Origin of the sequence: Kocuria sp. UBA5001 (assembly GCF_002398425.1) — a bacterium.
In the GTDB taxonomy this organism is placed as follows: Bacteria; Actinomycetota; Actinomycetes; order Actinomycetales; family Micrococcaceae; genus Kocuria; species Kocuria salsicia.
Window position 1 is genome coordinate 137407 of the sequence record NZ_DGYR01000021.1, and the last position, 17163, is coordinate 154569.

A 17163-nucleotide genomic window follows, 5' to 3' on the forward strand; every position below is an offset into this window, starting at 1 on the left:
CCGCAAGAAAGGCTCCCATGAGCGTCATCGGTTCCACCGCACCCGATTTCACCCTGGTCAACCGCCACGGCGAGCCCCGCAGCCTTTCCCAGTACCGGGGACGGCCGGTGGTGCTGGTGTTCTTCCCGTTCGCGTTCTCCCCGGTGTGCACGCAGGAGCTGTGCCACCTGCAGGACCACACGGACATGTTCGAGGAGTTCGACGCCACGCTGCTGTGCCTGTCCACGGACAGCCACTTTGCGCTGGACGCCTTCGCGCGCCAGGAGTCCTACGACTTCGAGCTGCTCTCCGACTTCTGGCCGCACGGCGAGGTCGCCTCCGCCTACGGCGTCATGGACGCGGAGGAGGGTTGCGCTCGGCGCCACACTGTGGTGGTCGACGCCGCCGGGACGGTCGTGGACGTCAGCGCGGCGGACATCACCGAGCCGCGCGCCTGGGAGGACCTGCGGCGGGTCCTCGAGTCGCTGCAGCGTTCCTGATGCCCCTCCGGGTGCTGCGTGCCGGATACGGCTCTCCCTCGCGGCAGGACCAGTTCCCGGACCCGCACGCGCTGGACGCCCGTGCCGGTCTGCCCCGGGCGATCGAGCTGCTCGACGGGCGGCGGATCGCCGTGCTCACGGGAGCCGGGGTCAGCACGCCGTCGGGCATTCCCGACTACCGCGGTCCGGACGCCACGCCGCGCACGCCCATGACGTACCAGGAGTTCATGTCCAGCGTGTCCAACCGGCGTCACTACTGGGCCCGCAACCAGTACGGCTGGCACTTCGTCGCCGACGCCGAGCCCACCGCCGCGCACACGGCCATCGCCCGCCTCGAGGCCGCCGGACACGTGGACGGGGTGATCACCCAGAACATCGACCGGCTGCACCAGAAGGCCGGGACCGTGGACGTGGTGGACCTGCACGGCACCTACGCGTGGGTGCTGTGCACCGCGTGCGGTTCACGGTTCCCCCGCGAGCAGGTCTCGCGCTACCTGGACGAGCTGAACCCGGGCTTCTACGACGGCATGGCCTCCGCGCAGGACATCGAGTACGCACCGGACGCGGACGCCACCGTGGAGGACACGGCGGGCTTCCGGGTCTGGGACTGCCCCGTGTGCCAGGGGGTGCTGAAACCGGACGTGGTCTTCTTCGGCGAGAACGCCCCGGCCGAGAAGGTGGCGCGCAGCCGGCGGATCGTGCAGCGCGCGGACGTGCTGCTGGTGGCCGGCTCCTCGCTGACGGTCAACTCCGGACGACGGTTCGTGCGCCAGGCCGCGCGGTCGCAGACGCCCGTGGTGATCGTCAACCACGGGGTGACCGGCGGAGACGCCTTGGCCACCGTGAAGGTGGACGCGCCGGTGGACCGCTTCCTCACGGAACTGGCCCGGAACCTGGGGGCTTGATCCCGTCAGGATCAGCGCATAGACTCCAGAAACGAGACCCCGAGGGTCTGCGGAGGGGAAGCCGCGGAAACCATCGGGGTCTCGCTCTGTGTACGGGCTCCTAGCCCGCCGTGTGCTGGCCCGGCCTACTTCACGGGGTCGATGACCGGCTTTGCGGCCTGCGCTTCACGGCACTGCTGCGCCCACAGTGCCGCCCCCACGATGCCCGCGTTGTTGCGCAGCGCGGCGATCTCCACCGGCGTGCGCAGTTCGAGGTAGGGAACGAACTTCTCCGAGTTCTTGGACACACCGCCGCCGATCACGAACAGGGACGGGGAGAAGAGGAACTCCACGTGCTCGAAGTAGCGCTGCAGCCGTTTCGTGGCCCACTTCTTCCAGGGCAGCTGCTCGCGCTCACGAGCGGCCGCGGAGGCGCGGGTCTCGGCGTCGTGCCCGTCGATCTCCAGGTGGCCCAGCTCGGCGTTCGGCACGAGCTGGCCGTTGAGGATCATTGCGGAGCCGATGCCGGTGCCGAGGGTGATGACCATGACCAGACCCTTCTTGCCCTTGCCCGCACCGTAGTGCGCCTCGGCAAGCCCGGCGCCGTCGGCGTCGTTGAGGGCCTCGACCTCGCGGCCCAGCGCCTCGGTCATGAGGGCGTCCACGTCCGTGTTGATCCAGGACTTGTCCACGTTCGCCGCAGACAGCGCCACGCCGTTCTTGATGATGGCGGGGAACACGATGCCCACGTGGCTGTCCGGCTCGGGGGCCTCCGGTCGCGACTGCAGCTCGTCTACGATCTGCCGGACCACACCCGCCACGGCCTCCGGGGTGGCCGGACGCGGCGTGGGGATCCGGAAGCGCTCGCCCACGAGCTGGCCCGTGGTGAGGTCCACGATCCCGCCCTTGGTGCCGGTGCCGCCAATGTCAATGCCGATGCCGTACCGCGATACGACGCCCTGCGGAGTACCTGAGCTCATGAACGGTCCCTTCGGTTCACGGTGGAGAACTGGAGCGGGGCCGATCGGAACGCCGTCGTCCCCCGCGTCGAGTTTACGGGAGGGTGAGGATCTCCACACCGTCCTGCGTGACGACCATGGTGTGTTCGTACTGCGCGGTGCGCATGCGGTCGTGGGTGGTGATCGTCCAGTCGTCGTCCCACTGGTCCCACGCGATGGTTCCGAGCGTGAGCATGGGCTCGATCGTGAAGATCATGCCCGGGACCATCTCGGTGGCGTAGGAGGGTGCGGCGTCGTAGTGCGGCACGATCAGACCCGTGTGGAACTCGCGGCCCACACCGTGACCGGTGAAGTCCCGCACCACCCCGTAGCCGAAGCGCTTGGCGTACTTCTCGATCACGCGGCCGATCACGTTGATCTCGCGCCCGGGGCGCACCGCCTTGATCGCACGGTTGGTGGCCTCCAGCGTGCGCTCCACGAGCAGGCGGGAGTCCTCGTCCACGTCCCCCACGAGGAACATGGCGTTCGTGTCCCCGTGCATCCCGTTCTTGTAGGCAGTGACGTCCAGGTTGATGATGTCCCCTTCCTCCAGCACCGTGGAGTCCGGGATGCCGTGGCAGATCACCTCGTTGAGCGAGGTGCAGATGGACTTGGGGAAGCCGCGGTACTCGAGACAGGAGGGGTAGGCGCCGTGGTCGCACATGTACTCGTGGGCGATGCGGTCCAGCTCGTCGGTCGTGACACCGGGCTTCGCCTCGGCACCGGCGGCCTGCAGCGCCCGCGCGGCGATCTGTCCCGCCTCACGGACGAGCTCGATCTCCTCGGGTGTGTAGACGTTCGAGGCACGGCCCTCATCCGGTTCCGCGCGGCCCACGTACTCGGGGCGCTCGATGCTCCGGGGGACCGGGCGCATCGGGGTGAGGGTTCCCGAGCTCAGGGCCCCCAGGGGCGCGGTGGATCCGGGTGCGGGTTCGAGGTTGTGGCTGGTCACGGTGGGTCTCTGCCTCCTGGGGCGTTCACGTGGTGGGCGGTCCGGGCACGTGGTGGCGCGCCGAACACCTGCTTCACCAACTACCCTAAGCCTTGGGTCCCGGGCTCGTTCCGCCCGGGCCGTTCGCGACCCCGCCAACCGGGCGGGCATGCGGCGCGCGGCGCCGGAGAGTGAGGAAGCACATGGCCGAGTACTGGTACAACCTCTACACCAAGCAGGTCGAGGAGGGCGCCAAGGACGACTACCGCCAGCTGATCGGCCCCTATGCGACCCGCGAGGAGGCCGCACACGCCCTGGAGCGCGCGGCTCAGAACACCAAGCGCTGGGATGACGAGGACGCCGCCTTCAACGGCGACTGAGTCCCTCGTCACGCGCCTCAAGGGCATCGCGGGTCTCACGGGCCTCAGGGTTGCACGGTGCTTCACAGGCCTCGCGGGGTGGGGGCGGGCGACGATGCCGGCACGGCTTCCCAGCCCCGGCCCGGGTGGCGCGCCACGCGCCAGTCCGCGGCAGGTACGCGAGCCCACCTACCGGTCCGGCAACCGGTCCAGCCGGTCGGGGGACCCCGGCCACAGGACAACCGGGGCGTTCGTGCTTCCCCTGATCAGCCGCGGTAGGAGTGCTCCTCGCCGGGGAACGCGCCGGAGCGGACCTCGGCCACGTACTGCGCCACGGCGTCGTGCGCGGTCTCGGCCAGCTGCGCGTACTGCTTGACGAACCGCGGCATGGCCCCGGTACGCAGGCCCAGCATGTCCTGCCACACCAGGACCTGGCCGGTGGTCACGTTCCCGGCCCCGATGCCCACGGTGGGGATCCGCAGCTCCTGCTCGACGTCCCGTGCGGCGTCCGCGGAGACCATCTCCAGGACGACGGCGAAGCACCCCGCATCCTGCACGGCCAGGGCGTCGCGGTGCAGCTGCGCGGCGGCGTCGCCCCGCCCCTGGATCCGGAAGCCGCCCAGAGCGTGCTCGGACTGCGGGGTGAAGCCGATGTGTCCCATCACGGGGATGCCCGCGCGCACCACAGCCGCCGCATGCCCGGCCAGGGCCGCACCCGCCTCGAGCTTCACGGCGTGCGCCCCGGTCTCGCGCATCACCCGCACGGCGTTGCGCACCGCCTGCTCGGGGGACTCCTCGTAGCTGCCGAACGGCAGGTCCACGACCACCAGGGCGCGGTTCGTGCCGCGCACGACGGCCCCGGCGAACGTGATCATCTGATCGAGCGTCACCGGAAGGGTCGAGCCGTGCCCCAGCACGGTGTTGCCGAGCGAATCCCCGACCAGCAGCACGTCCACGCCTGCGGCGTCGAAGATCCCGGCGGTGAGGACGTCGTAGCTCGTGAGCATCGAGAACTTCTCACCGGTGTCCTTGGCGCGCTGCAGGTGCAGGGTGCGCACGCGGGAGACCTCAGCGAGGGGACGGGCGGACGCGGAACCGGGCTGGGGAGCACTCATGGCTCCAGCCTACCGGGCGCTTCATGGGCCCCGGATGCGGCCGTCGGCCTGAGCTCCCGGGTGCGGTGCCGCGGCGGTGCATGGCCCCGAGATTCCCCGAGATTCGCGGGGCCGGCGCCGCGGCGGGGTGCGGGCGGCGTCGTCCGCGGGGTTCGAGGGCGGGGCTGCGGGGCGCGCCGAGGATGTCGGTGGGTGTCGTTAGAGTGGGGGCGACGCCCGGCCGGGGACCGGCTCGGGCTCCCAGACCGCTGTGCCGCACGCCCGAGGAATCCGAGGTGGACCGATGGACCGTCAGCAAGAGTTCGTGCTCCGAACGATCGAGGACAGGGACGTCCGCTTCGTCCGGCTCTGGTTCACGGACGTCGTGGGCACGCTGAAGTCCGTGGCGCTCGCCCCGGCGGAGGTCGAGGCGGCCTTCGAGGAGGGCCTGGGATTTGACGGCTCCTCGATCGAGGGACTCTCACGCGTCTTCGAGTCGGACATGCTGCTGCAGCCGGACCCCTCAACCTTCCAGCTGCTGCCGTGGCGCGGCGAGGACGAGCCCACGTCCCGGATGTTCTGTGACCTGAAGACCCCGGACGGCGAGCCCTCCGCAGCGGACCCGCGCGGCGTGCTCAAGCGCGTGCTGGCCAAGGCCTCCGACATGGGGTTCACGTGCTACACCGCGCCCGAGATCGAGTTCTACCTGCTGCGCTCCCCGGACCTCGACCCCGCCACGGGCGAGCCGGTGCCCGTGGACTACGAGGGCTACTTCGACCATGTGCCGGGCGGTGTGGTGCAGGACTTCCGGCGCCGCGCCGTGAGCATGCTGGAGGCCGTGGGCATCTCCGTGGAGTTCTCCCACCACGAGGCCGGGCCGGGGCAGAACGAGATCGACCTGCGCTACGCGGACGCCCTGCAGACCGCGGACAACATCATGACCTTCCGAACGGTCGTGCGAGAGGTGGCGCTGTCCCAGGGCATCTACGCGACCTTCATGCCCAAGCCGTTCTCGCGCCACCCGGGCTCCGGCATGCACACCCATTTCTCGCTCTTCGAGGGGGACACCAACGCGTTCTACGAGGCCGGTGCCGAGTTCCGGCTCTCCCAGACTGGGCGGCACTTCATTGCGGGGCTGCTGCGCCACGCACCCGAGTTCACCTCGGTGACCAACCAGTTCGTGAACTCCTACAAGCGGCTGTGGGCCGGCGACGAGGCCCCGTCCTACATGTCCTGGGGTCACAACAACCGCTCGGCGCTCGTGCGCGTGCCCCTCTACAAGCCGGACAAGGTGCAGTCCTCGCGGATCGAGTACCGCGGCATCGACTCCGCCACGAACCCGTACCTCTCCTACGCGGCACTGCTCGGGGCGGGGCTGAAGGGCATCGAGAACGAGTACGAGCTGCCCCCAGTGGAGATGGACGACGTCTTCTCCATGAGCAGCGCCGAGCGCCGCGCCGTGGGCCACCAGCCGCTGCCGAGCAGCCTGCACGACGCCATCCGTGAGACGGAGGACTCCGACTTCATGGCGGAGCTGCTGGGGGAGACGGTCTTCGACTACTTCCTGCGCAACAAGCGCCGCGACTGGGACCAGTACCGCCAGGAGGTCTCGCCGTACGAGCTGCGCACCAACCTGGGCATCCTGTAGGTGGCCGCGGTGAGCGGGGCGACGGGCAGCGCGAAGGAACGGGCGGAGAAGATCTCCGCGAAGGAGCTCATCGCGATCGGTTTCGCGGACGTCACGAACGCCCGGCGCTGGCTCGGCTTCCCGGAACTCGACACCGTGGAGCTGCCGGCGCTGCTGGAGGGCTTGTCCCACGCCGCGTCGCCGGACGTGGCCCTGCAGCTCCTGGTGCGGCTCATGGAGCAGCACCCGGAGATCGGCCGCCGCGTCAACGGGGACCCCGCCGACTCCGAGACCATGTTCCGGCTGCTCGGTGCCTCCGAGGCGCTCGGAGAGTTCCTGCTGCGCGCACCCGAGAACCTCGACCTGCTCGACATCCGTCCTCAGGTCCGTCCCGGCACGGACCAGCCCGCGGCGCTGCGGGCCGCGCTGCTCGAGTCGGTGGGTGCCGATCCGCAGGCGGAGACCCCCGTGGCCACGGTCACCGGTGCCGACGGCCAGAAGGCGTTGCGCCTGGCCTATCGTCGGGCTCTGGCGCGGGTTGCCGTGCGCGACGTGGGCGCCCTCGATCCCGTGGAGTACATGCCCGCGGTCGGACGCCAGCTCGCGGACCTCGCCGGCGCCGCCCTCGAGGCAGGTCTTGCCCTCGCCCGCGCCCAGTCGAACGAACGGTGGGACCCCGCGGTGGTGGAGCAGGTGCGCCTCGCGGTGATCGGCATGGGCAAGTGCGGCGCGCGCGAGCTGAACTACATCTCGGACGTCGACGTGGTCTACGTGATGGAGACCCGGGCCGCGGAGTCCGGAGAGGTCCCGGACGAGAACACCGCCACGGAGATCGCCACTGAACTCGCGCACCTGCTGGCCCAGGCCATGATGGCCACCGGTCCGGAGCCCGCCCTGTGGGAGGTGGACGCCAACCTGCGCCCCGAGGGCAAAGACGGCCCGCTCGTTCGTACGCTGGACTCCCACGTTCGCTACTACAAGCGCTGGGCGAAGTCCTGGGAGTTCCAGGCGCTGCTCAAGGCGCGCTGCGTGGCAGGGGACCAGGAGCTCGGGCGGCGATACGAGGACGCGATTGCCCCGTTCATCTGGTCCTCCGCCGAGCGGGAGGGATTCGTGGAGTCCGTGCAGGCCATGCGCCGCCGGGTCACCGAGAACATCCCCGAAGCCGACCGGGACCGGCAGATCAAGCTCGGCCCCGGCGGTCTGCGGGACGTGGAGTTCACCGTCCAGCTGCTGCAGCTCGTGCACGGGCGCAACGACGAGACGGTGCGCACCCGCGCGACGACCGAGTCCCTCGCCGCCCTGTCCTCCGGCGGGTACATCGGGCGCAAGGACGCCGAGGATTTCGGTCAGAACTACCGCTGGCTGCGACTGCTCGAGCACCGGATCCAGCTCTTCCGCCTGCGCCGCACCCACCTGATGCCGCGTGACGAACGCGAGCTCGCCGTCGTCGCCCGCTCCGTGGACGGCGCCGCACCGCGCACCCACCCCACGGCGCCGCGGCTCGTGGAGGAGTGGACCCGGGTCAAGCGGACGGTGCGCTCCATGCACGAGCGCATCTTCTACCGTCCGATGCTAGCCGCGCTGGCCAACGCCCCCGCGGACACGACCCTGACCACTGACTCCGCCCGGGACCGCCTGGCCGCCCTGGGGTACCAGGACACGAAGGCCGCCATGCGCCACATCGAGGCGCTGTCCCGCGGAGTGAGCCGACGTGCGGAGATCCTGCGCACCCTGCTCCCCGTGCTGCTCGACTGGCTCGCGGAGGGCGTGGACCCGGACGCCGGGCTGCTGAACCTGCGCCGCGTCTGCGACTCGCTGGGCACCACCCCGTGGTTCCTGCGGCTGCTGCGGGACTCCAACGCCGCGGCCGAGCGGCTGTGCCACATCCTCTCCAGCTCCCGCTACGTGTCGGACCTGCTGGAGACCTCCCCGGAGTCCACGGCGTGGCTCGGGGACGACTCCAAGCTCGCCACGCGCTCCCTCGACGAGCTCGTCACGGAGATGTGGGCCCAGCTCTCGCGGCACCGGGACGCAGCAGAGGCCATGCGTGCGGTGCGCCAGATCCGTCGGCGCGAACAGCTGCGCATCGCGCTGGCGGACACGAGCGGCGTGGCGGACGTGGAGACCACGGTGGCGGGGCTCTCAGACGTGGACCAGGCCACCGTGATGGCGGCCCTGCACCTCGCGCGCACAGAGTACGAGCGGGAGAACGAGCGGTCGGTGCCTGCCGAGATCCTGGTGGTGGCCATGGGTCGGCAGGGCGGCCGGGAGATCGGTTTCGGCTCGGACGCGGATGTGATGTACGCGTACGAGCCGGCGGAGGGTGCAGAGCCTCAGGAGGCACAGGAGGCCGCCGAACGCGTGCTCGCCCGCATGGTCAAGCTGCTCAAGCAGCCGTGCACGCCACCGATCCTGGCGGAGCGGATCCTGGAGATCGACAACGACCTGCGCCCAGAGGGCCGGTCCGGCGCGAAGGTGCGCTCCGTGGCTTCCTACGCGGAGTACTACGAACGCTGGTCCGAGACGTGGGAGCGCCAGGCCCTCACCCGGGCCCGGTACATGGCCGGCTCGGAGGAGGTGGCCCAGGCGTTCTTCCGCGTGGTGGACCGCTACCGGTACCCCGCGGAGTTCACGGACCGCCAGCTCGTGGACATCCGGCGCATGAAGGCCCGGGTGGAGAGCGAGCGGATGCCGCGAGGTGCCGACCCCACGCGGCAGGTCAAGCTCGGCCGGGGAGGTCTCTCGGACGTCGAGTGGCTCGTGCAGCTGCTGCAGCTGCAGCACGGCCACGACGTCCCGGAGCTGCGCACCACGTCCACGCTGCCTGCGCTGCACGCCGCCGTGGCCGCGGAGCTCGTGGGCCCGGAGGACGCCGCCGTGCTCGAGCACGCGTGGAAGCTCGCCACCGACATCCGCAACGGCAACGTGCTGCGCTCCGGACGTGCCTCCGACTCCGTGCCCTCCCGTCGCGCGGACCTCGAGGCGGTCGCCCGCTGGATCGGCTACGAGCCCGGTTCCGCCACGCAGCTGGAGGAGGACTACCTGCGGATCACGCGGCAGTCGCGCTCAGTCTTCGAGCGGCTGTTCTACGGCCGCTGAGTCCCTCCCTCACACTGCCGGGGCTGCTGGCCGCCCACCGCGCGCGTTCTGTCCGTACGCCGCCGGACTTACGGTCGCATGCGGCAGACTTCTGCGTGCACGCCGCGGGACTTCCGTCCGGACCAGGCGTGCACAGCCGGGGCACAGGCTGGAATGCGTGGCGGCTCAGACCCGCGGCGGACAGTGGGGTCATGTCAGCTTTCCCCTCCCACGGCGCGGTGCCGTCTCCACGTCAGCGCACCGCGGCGCCGTCACCCCGCCGTCGCCGTTCCACCGCGGTCCGCTCCGAGCTGCCCGTCGGGCCGGTCACGCGTGAGCCCGTGGGCCTGCCCGTGACCGGGGCCGTGATGGACCTGGTGGTCCCCGCGCGGGACGCTCAGCGGGAGCTCGAACCGTTCGTGCGCCGCCTGGACGGTTACCTCACGTGCTACTTCCCGTACGCGTACCGGCTCAGCGTGGTGGACCTCGCCTCCTCGGACCGGACGTTGGCGGTCGCGGAGCGCCTCGCCCGGGAGATGCCGGGAGTCCGCGCCGTGCACCAAGGTTCGGACAACCCCGTGACCGCGCTGCGTGCGGCGTGGGCGGAGTCGACCGCGCCCGTCGTGGCCGTCACCCGGATCGCACCCGGAATGGACTTCGCCGTCCTGGCCCCGCTCGTGGTTCCACTCATCAGCGGCCACTCGGACCTCGCGTTCGGCACCGACGCGGTGCGGGACCCGCGGTTCGCGCGGACGGTCGCGCAGCGCTCCGTCGCCCGGTTCGCCCACCGGCGCCCGCCCGCGGCCCGTGCCGTGCGACGTCGTCGTGCCAGCGCGGGCGTGGTGGCCGTGCGCGCGGACGCCGTCATGCGTGTGCTGCCTCTGCTGCGCGAGGAGGCCGGCACCTTCGAGGCGCAGCTGCTCGCGCTTGCCATCCGCAGCGACATGCGCGTGTTCGGAATGCCCGTGGAGCGCGCCGTGACCTGAGACGTGCGGCACCGCGCGGACCCGCTGTCAGTCGACGACGACGTCGCGCGGGTTCTGCAGCGGCAGCCGCACCTCGAACTCCGTGCGGCCCGGGCGGGAGTGCACCTCGACCGTGCCGCCGTGCGCCTCCACGATCGCCTTGACGATCGAGAGCCCCAGACCCGTGGTGTGGCCGTCCGAGCGCCGGGAGGTGTCCCCGCGGGTGAAGCGGCCGAAGATCTCCGGTAGCAGCTCAGGGTCGATGCCCTGGCCGTTGTCGGTGACGGTCAGGATGGCCTCACGGGCGTTGAGCGAGGGGTGCACGCCGGCGACCACCCGTGTGCCGGCGGCCGTGTGGTTCCGGGCGTTGGCGAGCAGGTTGACGAGCACCTGGTGCAGCTGCCCACCGTCCGCGGGGACGAGCACCGGTGCCTCCGGGAGGTCGAGGTCCCACTCGTGGTCCCCGGCCGCGACGGCCACGTCCCCCACGCACTCCACCACGAGTTCCGCGAGGTCCACGGGTTGGCGCGCGGGCATGCTCTCGTGCGAGAGCCTTGTCAGCAGGAGCAGGTCCGAGACAAGCCCGCCCATGCGCTGGGCCTGCGCGCGGATGCGTTCCAGCGACTGCGCCCCGGTCTCGCTCAGGGGCTCGCTCATGCGCAGCAGATCCGCGTATCCCTGGATCGAGGCCAAGGGGGTGCGCAGCTCGTGGGAGGCGTCCGCGACGAAGCGCGCCATGCGGTCCTCCGACTCCTGGCGGGCCGTCAGGGCGGCGTCCACGTTGTCGAGCATGCTGTTCAGCGCGTGGCCCACGGCTCCCACCTCGTTGCGGGGATCCGCGTCCCTCGCCTCCACACGGTTGGCCTCCGGGAGCCGGGTGGAGCCGAGATCCAGGCGGGAGACCTCGGTGGCCACGTCCGAGACGCGTTCCAGTGGACGCAGGGCGCGGCGGATGCCCCAGCTGCCCAGCAGGCACACGAGCACCACGGCGAGGACGGAGACTGCCGTCACCACGGCCAGCACGGTGCCCAGGGGAGTGTTCACCTGGGACAGCGGCAGGCCTGTGATGATCACGTCCCCGGTTGGCGCGGTGACCGCCTGCACACGGTAGTTCCCCGCATCGAGTCTCTCCGTGCGGACCATGCCGTCTGGGGCGAGTGACTGCAGCCGGGAGCGGTCCGCGGCCGAGAGCGCCGTGACTTCTCCCTTGGCGTCCAGGATGCCGCTGTGCACCAGGGTGCCGCCGTCCACGCGGGCGTTCAGCGTGCCGGCGGCCTGCCCGGGGGCGTCCAGCGGATCTGGCGGTGCCGTGCTCATGCCGGGCTGCTGCCCTGCCTGCTGGTCGGCTCTCTGGGAGGGGCCACCGCCGGAGAACCCGTCCGTGCCGGAGAACGAGGTGGCGCGCTGGGAGGCGTCCACGAGCTGACGGTCCAGCTGGTCCGTGAGCGCGCTCCGCACGGCAAGGTAGCTGGCCAGCCCCATGAGCACCGCCGCGGGGACGAGCAGGGCCAGCAGCAGGGCGAGCAACCGGGTCCGCAGCCGACGACGCCGGGCCGGGCGGGCGCCCGTCGCGGCGGAGCTCATACTGCGGGCTTGATGACGTAGCCCGCCCCGCGCACGGTGTGGATCATGGGCGCCCGGCCCACGTCGATCTTCTTGCGCAGGTAGGAGATGTAGAGCTCCACGATGTTCGCCTGCCCGCCGAAGTCGTACTTCCACACGTTGTCGAGGATCTGCGACTTGGAGACCACGCGCTTGGCGTTCTCCATGAGGTAGCGCAGCAGCTCGAACTGGGTAGCGGTGAGCTCGATGTCCTCGCCACCGCGGGTGACCTCCCGCGTGTCCTCGTTCAGGACGAGGTCCCCGACCACGAGCTCCGCGCTGTCCGCCACGGTGGTCCCGGAGCGCTGGACCAGGCGGTGCAGGCGCAGCAGCACCTCGTCGAGGGAGAACGGCTTGGTCACGTAGTCGTCCGCGCCGGAGGCGAGTCCGGCGATCCGGTCGTCCACCTGGTCCTTGGCGGTGAGGAACAGACACGGCACGTCCGCGTCCAGCTCGCGGATCCGGCGCAGCAGCTCGAGTCCGTCGAAGCCGGGGATCATGATGTCGAGCACCAGCACGTCCGGGCGGGCCGTTCTGGCGAGTTCGAGGGCGCTGGGCCCGTCCGCCGCCGTGTGGGGCTGCCAGCCGAGCATGGTCACCCCCATGGCGATCAGGTCCGAGAGCATGCGCTCGTCGTCCACCACGAGCGCGCGGATGGGTGAGCCGTCCGGGTGGGAGAGCGGAGGCAGGGACGCGGCGACGCCGACGGGTGAGTTCTGGGGGCTCATGGCCTCCGATGATAGGCGACGCGCCCACCAGGAGACCGGGAGCACTCGTGGCGCCCCTCTGCCCGGTCCCGTGTCGACGCCGACGGGTCCCGCGTCAACGGGCCCGCCTCTGCACCCGCTTGACCAGGTGTTGCGTGGTGCCCCAGGAGGGAGTCGAACCCCCGACCAAGAGATTAGAAGGCTCCTGCTCTATCCACTGAGCTACTGGGGCGGGCCGCGAAGCGACGACTCAGTTTAGCAACGGTGCGCCTGCCCGCCGGACACGGCCCGGTCCGTGCGGTGCGCCCTGCACAACGCGGGACGCGACGCCGCCCGCCCCGCGTTCTGCACGGATCCCGGCCCCGGTGCTGTCAACGCAGGGGACGGCGCGGAGAGTGGTGTCACCCCGCACCGGGGCCACCGATCGCCCGCAGGCCACCGCGCCGGGGCGCAGCGAACACAAGGAGCACCCCATGAGTGAACAGGTCACACTGCGCGGATTCGTGGGTAAGGACCCGCAGACCCGGATGTTCGACGACGGCACGAGCGTCGCCTGGTTCCGCCTGGCCACCACCTCCCGCCGCTTCGACGCCGCCACGAACACCTGGCACAACGGCACCACCAACTGGTACACCGTGCGCTGCTTCCGCACCCTGGCGATGCACGTCAGGGCCAGTGTCCGCTGCGGTCAGCCCGTCCTGGTCACCGGCAAGCTCGGCATCAACGAGTGGCAGTCGGAGAACGGGCCCCGCACGGAGATCCGCGTGGACGCCACGTCCATCGGCCACGACCTCGCCTTCGGCACCGCCAACTTCGCACGTGCGGGCGGTCGTCCGCAGCAGGGGGCGCTGGACGGGACCCAGAACGCCGGGGACGGCGGGTCGTCGGACCGGCGCAACGAGTCCGGGCCCCGTCACGGCACCGACGGGGAGGACGGCGGTGCCGAGGACGGCTCCGGCGGACGGTCCGGGAAGGACGAGGGCCACGGCGCGAGGTTCCGCTCCAGCCGGTCGCTGGGTCTCGGGGAGGACGGATTCGTGGGCACCAGCTCCGGTGCGGTGTTCGATCTTGCACCGGACGACGACACCTTCGACGGGCTGAGGACTCCGCAGGGGCAGGACGGGCAGGAACCCGAGGAGGAGAAGCAGCCGGTGGGCGAGGGTGCCCGCTGATTCCGCCCCGCGCCCGCGCCGGGGCCGGGGGCGGGGCGCTGCCCGTGGCACCCGGCCCGGGGTCGGCACGGTAGCCTGGAGGGTATGGCGGAATTTATCTACACCATGAACAAGGCCCGCAAGAAGGTGGGCGACAAAGTCATTCTGGACGACGTCACCATGTCGTTCTTCCCGGGCGCCAAGATCGGCGTCGTGGGCCCGAACGGCGCCGGCAAGTCGACGATCCTGAAGATCATGGCGGGACTGGACCAGCCCTCCAACGGCGAGGCGCGGCTGAGCCCCGGCTACTCCGTGGGCATCCTGCTGCAGGAGCCCCCGTTGAATGAGGACAAGACCGTCCTCGGCAACGTGGAGGAGGGCGTGGGCGAGATCAAGGCGAAGCTGGACCGCTTCAACGAGATCTCCGCCGAGATGGCCGAGCCGGACGCGGACTTCGATGCCCTCATGGAGGAGATGGGCAAGCTGCAGGAGGAGATCGACGCCGCGAACGCGTGGGATCTCGACTCGCAGCTCGAGCAGGCCATGGACGCGCTGCGCTGCCCGCCGCCGGACGCGGACGTCAAGGTGCTCTCCGGTGGTGAGCGCCGTCGTGTGGCACTGTGCAAGCTGCTGCTGGAGAAGCCGGACCTGCTGCTGCTGGACGAGCCCACCAACCACCTGGACGCGGAGTCCGTGCTGTGGCTCGAGCAGCACCTCGCCTCCTACCACGGTGCCGTGCTGGCCGTGACCCACGACCGGTACTTCCTGGACCACGTGGCGCAGTGGATCTGCGAGGTGGACCGCGGTCGTCTCTACCCCTACGAGGGCAACTACTCCACGTACCTGGAGACCAAGGCCAAGCGCATGGAGGTCCAGGGCAAGAAGGACGCCAAGCAGGCCAAGCGGCTGAAGGAGGAGCTGGACTGGGTCCGTACCAACGCCAAGGGCCGCCAGACCAAGTCCAAGTCGCGTCTGGCGCGCTACGAGGAGATGGCGGCGGAGGCCGAGAAGACCCGCAAGCTCGACTTCGAGGAGATCCAGATCCCGCCGGGACCGCGCCTGGGCAACCAGGTGATCGAGGCGAAGGACCTGCAGAAGGGCTTCGGGGACCGCTCGCTCATCAACGGTCTCTCGTTCTCCCTGCCCCGCAACGGCATCGTGGGTGTGATCGGCCCGAACGGCGTCGGCAAGTCGACGCTGTTCAAGACGATCGTGGGTCTCGAGGAGCTCGACGGCGGCGAGCTGAAGGTCGGCGACTCCGTCCAGATCTCCTACGTGGACCAGAACCGCGAGAATCTTGACCCCGAGAAGTCGCTGTGGGAGGTCGTCTCGGACGGTCTGGACTACATCAACGTGGGCAAGGTGGAGATGCCGTCCCGCGCGTACGTCTCGGCCTTCGGCTTCAAGGGCCCGGACCAGCAGAAGAAGGCCGGTGTGCTCTCCGGTGGTGAGCGCAACCGCCTGAACCTGGCGCTGACCCTGAAGCAGGGCGGCAACCTGCTGCTGCTGGACGAGCCCACCAACGACCTCGATGTCGAGACGCTGGGTTCCCTGGAGAACGCCCTCCTCGAGTTCCCGGGCTGTGCCGTGGTCGTGTCCCACGACCGGTGGTTCCTGGACCGGGTGGCCACCCACATCCTCGCGTGGGAGGGCACCGAGGAGAACCCCGACCGCTGGTACTGGTTCGAGGGCAACTTCGAGGCGTACGAGGAGAACAAGGTGGAGCGTCTCGGTGCGGACGCCGCCCGCCCGCACCGTGTCACGCACCGTCGCCTCACGCGCGACTGACGGTCGCACCCTCCGGATCGCCCCGTGGACCCTCGTGCTCCGCGGGGCGATCCTCGTTCTCGGGTGGACCTCACGGGTGACGGGCAGAACACGGGTGGGAGACGGGGTGTCTCATCGGTCCGGGCCTGGCGTCGGAGCCCCGGGACGGGGGATGCCCCACGTACGAACCGCGGTGCATGGCGCACCCTGACTAAGGTTAGGCTTGCCTCTGTGAATTCGCGCGACGAGACGACGGCACCGACGACCTACGATCCCCGTGGGGCAGCCGCAGCAACCGGCACTGGGCCGACGCCGCCCGCGTTCGAGACCGTGGTGGTCACGGGGGCCGGCGGGGGAATGGGAACGGCCGTGGTGGCGGACCTGCTGGCGCGGGGCTATGCCGTGGCCGCGCTGGACCTTCCGGAGGGTGACCCGTGGCAGGGTCGGCGCGGACCCGGGGAGGACATCGAGGCCCTCACCATGACTGCCAAGGCGACGGAGACCGGGCGCCTGAGCTACCGCAGCTGCTCGGTGACCGACGGCACACAGGTGGCGAGCACGCTGGACGAGATCGCCGCGACCATGCCGCCGCTGCTCGGCCTGGTGAACGCGGCCGGCGCGCTGGAGACCGGCACGGTCCTGGAGACGGGCGAGGAGCAGTGGCACCGCGTGGTGGGCGTCAACGCCACGGGGGTCTTCCTGGTGACCCGCGAGACCTTGCGGGTGATGGTCAGCCAGTGCGCGCAGGACCCGTCCAACCGGCGCAGCCTGGTGACGATCTCCTCGAACTCCGCGGTGGTGCCGCGGGCTCACATGGCGGCCTACGCGGCGTCTAAGGCGGCGGCCACGCACTTCACCACGAGCCTCGGGCTGGAGTCCGCCCGCTACGGGGTGCGCGCGAACGTCGTGGCCCCGGGGACCACTCTCACCAACATGGTCATGGGCATGTGGGAGGGGCAGGACCGCTCGGCGCAGATGGTGGCCGGGGACCCGGAGGCCTTCAAGACGGGCATCCCGCTGGGCAGGGTTGGCCGGCCGGAGGACGTCACCGGCGTGGTGGGCTTCCTGCTGGGGGAGTCCTCGCGCCACATGACCATGCAGGTGCTCGCGGTGGACGGCGGCGCCGCCCAGCACTGAGCGGCCGGGCAACGAGGGGCCCGAACCGCGGGGAACGCAATGGGCGGCACACGCGCAGAACGCGTGCCGCCCATGGTCGTCGGGCCCGCCCGTGGGCCGGGGCTCAGGCCTCCAGCAGGCCCCGCCAGGCGTCGAGCCGGGGGTCCTCGGCGAGGTCCACGTAGTCGACGTCGTAGCCGCGCGCGATGATCCCCTCGACCACGCCCATGAGGCGTACAGAGTCCAACCCCAGGTCGGTCAGGTCCGCGGACGTGTCCACCTGCTCGGGCGCGACGCCCAGTGCCGTGGCGACCTCGCCGCGCAGCTCCTCGATGATCTCCGCCACCGTGTGTTCCTCTCGCTCCGACAGTGAAATTAGCTAAGGATAGGCTACCCTAATAC

15 protein-coding genes and 1 tRNA gene are annotated in these 17163 nt (G+C 70.6%); 9 read left to right on the forward strand and 7 right to left on the reverse strand.

The window, feature by feature from the left end; all coding sequences use genetic code 11:
* The first annotated feature begins 17 nt into the window (after positions 1-17).
* Positions 18-479: a redoxin domain-containing protein gene (locus tag B3G12_RS11945; RefSeq protein ID WP_144942551.1), complete on the forward strand. Its 462-nt coding sequence runs from the start codon at positions 18-20 to the stop codon at positions 477-479.
* Positions 479-1384: a Sir2 family NAD-dependent protein deacetylase gene (locus B3G12_RS11950; protein ID WP_144942552.1), complete on the forward strand. Its 906-nt coding sequence runs from the start codon at positions 479-481 to the stop codon at positions 1382-1384. Before B3G12_RS11945 ends, B3G12_RS11950 begins: the two co-directional genes overlap by 1 nt.
* Positions 1385-1509: 125 nt before the next feature.
* On the opposite strand, the gene ppgK is transcribed toward B3G12_RS11950, so the two are convergent.
* Positions 1510-2343: a polyphosphate--glucose phosphotransferase gene (gene ppgK / locus B3G12_RS11955; RefSeq protein ID WP_144942553.1), complete on the reverse strand. Its 834-nt coding sequence runs from the start codon at positions 2341-2343 to the stop codon at positions 1510-1512.
* A gap of 73 nt (positions 2344-2416) precedes the next feature.
* Complete coding sequence (gene map, locus B3G12_RS11960; RefSeq protein WP_144942554.1) at positions 2417-3313, reverse strand: type I methionyl aminopeptidase; 897 nt, start codon at positions 3311-3313, stop codon at positions 2417-2419.
* Positions 3314-3495: 182 nt separating this feature from the next.
* Between map and B3G12_RS11965 the strand changes: the two genes are divergently transcribed.
* Positions 3496-3672 (forward strand): SPOR domain-containing protein, encoded by a 177-nt coding sequence (locus tag B3G12_RS11965; RefSeq protein WP_144942555.1) that lies wholly within the window; start codon positions 3496-3498, stop codon positions 3670-3672.
* Between the two features lie 245 nt (positions 3673-3917).
* On the opposite strand, the gene panB is transcribed toward B3G12_RS11965, so the two are convergent.
* Positions 3918-4766, reverse strand: coding sequence for a 3-methyl-2-oxobutanoate hydroxymethyltransferase (gene panB / locus B3G12_RS11970; RefSeq protein WP_144942556.1), 849 nt, complete (start codon positions 4764-4766; stop codon positions 3918-3920).
* Positions 4767-5049: 283 nt separating this feature from the next.
* On the opposite strand from panB, the gene glnA reads away from it, so the two are divergent.
* From glnA to B3G12_RS11985, 3 genes are all read left to right on the forward strand, one after another.
* Positions 5050-6393 carry a type I glutamate--ammonia ligase gene (gene glnA, locus B3G12_RS11975; protein ID WP_094394173.1) on the forward strand — a complete coding sequence of 448 codons (1344 nt, stop codon included), beginning with the start codon at positions 5050-5052 and terminating at the stop codon, positions 6391-6393.
* A gap of 9 nt (positions 6394-6402) precedes the next feature.
* Positions 6403-9474 (forward strand): bifunctional [glutamine synthetase] adenylyltransferase/[glutamine synthetase]-adenylyl-L-tyrosine phosphorylase, encoded by a 3072-nt coding sequence (locus tag B3G12_RS11980; RefSeq protein ID WP_144942557.1) that lies wholly within the window; start codon positions 6403-6405, stop codon positions 9472-9474.
* A gap of 191 nt (positions 9475-9665) precedes the next feature.
* Complete coding sequence (locus tag B3G12_RS11985) at positions 9666-10439, forward strand: hypothetical protein (RefSeq protein WP_290500522.1); 774 nt, start codon at positions 9666-9668, stop codon at positions 10437-10439.
* Between the two features lie 27 nt (positions 10440-10466).
* On the opposite strand, the gene B3G12_RS11990 is transcribed toward B3G12_RS11985, so the two are convergent.
* The 3 genes from B3G12_RS11990 to B3G12_RS12000 form a co-directional block, all read right to left on the reverse strand.
* Positions 10467-12002, reverse strand: a complete 1536-nt coding sequence (locus tag B3G12_RS11990) for a sensor histidine kinase (RefSeq protein WP_290500523.1) — start codon at positions 12000-12002, stop codon at positions 10467-10469.
* Positions 11999-12748, reverse strand: coding sequence for a response regulator transcription factor (locus B3G12_RS11995; RefSeq protein WP_144942560.1), 750 nt, complete (start codon positions 12746-12748; stop codon positions 11999-12001). Before B3G12_RS11995 ends, B3G12_RS11990 begins: the two co-directional genes overlap by 4 nt.
* Before the next feature lie 135 nt (positions 12749-12883).
* Positions 12884-12959, reverse strand: a tRNA-Arg gene (locus B3G12_RS12000).
* 241 nt (positions 12960-13200) lie between these two features.
* Here B3G12_RS12000 and B3G12_RS12005 point away from each other — a divergent pair.
* The 3 genes from B3G12_RS12005 to B3G12_RS12015 all read left to right on the forward strand — a co-directional run bounded on the left by B3G12_RS12005 (position 13201) and on the right by B3G12_RS12015 (position 16782).
* Complete coding sequence (locus B3G12_RS12005) at positions 13201-13899, forward strand: single-stranded DNA-binding protein (protein WP_290500544.1); 699 nt, start codon at positions 13201-13203, stop codon at positions 13897-13899.
* 84 nt (positions 13900-13983) lie between these two features.
* Positions 13984-15666 carry an energy-dependent translational throttle protein EttA gene (gene ettA, locus B3G12_RS12010; RefSeq protein WP_290500546.1) on the forward strand — a complete coding sequence of 561 codons (1683 nt, stop codon included), beginning with the start codon at positions 13984-13986 and terminating at the stop codon, positions 15664-15666.
* Between the two features lie 210 nt (positions 15667-15876).
* Positions 15877-16782, forward strand: a complete 906-nt coding sequence (locus B3G12_RS12015; RefSeq protein ID WP_290500548.1) for an SDR family oxidoreductase — start codon at positions 15877-15879, stop codon at positions 16780-16782.
* A 103-nt stretch (positions 16783-16885) separates the two neighbouring features.
* Here the strand turns inward: B3G12_RS12015 and B3G12_RS12020 are convergent, their stop codons facing one another.
* Positions 16886-17107 carry a phosphopantetheine-binding protein gene (locus tag B3G12_RS12020; protein WP_055082429.1) on the reverse strand — a complete coding sequence of 74 codons (222 nt, stop codon included), beginning with the start codon at positions 17105-17107 and terminating at the stop codon, positions 16886-16888.
* Between the last annotated feature and the right edge of the window lie 56 nt (positions 17108-17163).

What these genes read in the sequence shown, in the direction of transcription:
- B3G12_RS11985 (WP_290500522.1), top strand. Translation starts at nt 9,666, where the DNA reads ATGTCAGCTTTCCCCTCCCACGGCGCGGTGCCGTCTCCACGTCAGCGC.
- ettA (WP_290500546.1), top strand. Translation starts at nt 13,984, where the DNA reads ATGGCGGAATTTATCTACACCATGAACAAGGCCCGCAAGAAGGTGGGC.
- panB (WP_144942556.1), bottom strand. Translation starts at nt 4,766, where the DNA reads ATGAGTGCTCCCCAGCCCGGTTCCGCGTCCGCCCGTCCCCTCGCTGAG.
- B3G12_RS11945 (WP_144942551.1), top strand. Translation starts at nt 18, where the DNA reads ATGAGCGTCATCGGTTCCACCGCACCCGATTTCACCCTGGTCAACCGC.
- B3G12_RS12005 (WP_290500544.1), top strand. Translation starts at nt 13,201, where the DNA reads ATGAGTGAACAGGTCACACTGCGCGGATTCGTGGGTAAGGACCCGCAG.
- ppgK (WP_144942553.1), bottom strand. Translation starts at nt 2,343, where the DNA reads ATGAGCTCAGGTACTCCGCAGGGCGTCGTATCGCGGTACGGCATCGGC.
- glnA (WP_094394173.1), top strand. Translation starts at nt 5,050, where the DNA reads ATGGACCGTCAGCAAGAGTTCGTGCTCCGAACGATCGAGGACAGGGAC.
- B3G12_RS11965 (WP_144942555.1), top strand. Translation starts at nt 3,496, where the DNA reads ATGGCCGAGTACTGGTACAACCTCTACACCAAGCAGGTCGAGGAGGGC.
- B3G12_RS11990 (WP_290500523.1), bottom strand. Translation starts at nt 12,002, where the DNA reads ATGAGCTCCGCCGCGACGGGCGCCCGCCCGGCCCGGCGTCGTCGGCTG.
- B3G12_RS11995 (WP_144942560.1), bottom strand. Translation starts at nt 12,748, where the DNA reads ATGAGCCCCCAGAACTCACCCGTCGGCGTCGCCGCGTCCCTGCCTCCG.
- B3G12_RS11950 (WP_144942552.1), top strand. Translation starts at nt 479, where the DNA reads ATGCCCCTCCGGGTGCTGCGTGCCGGATACGGCTCTCCCTCGCGGCAG.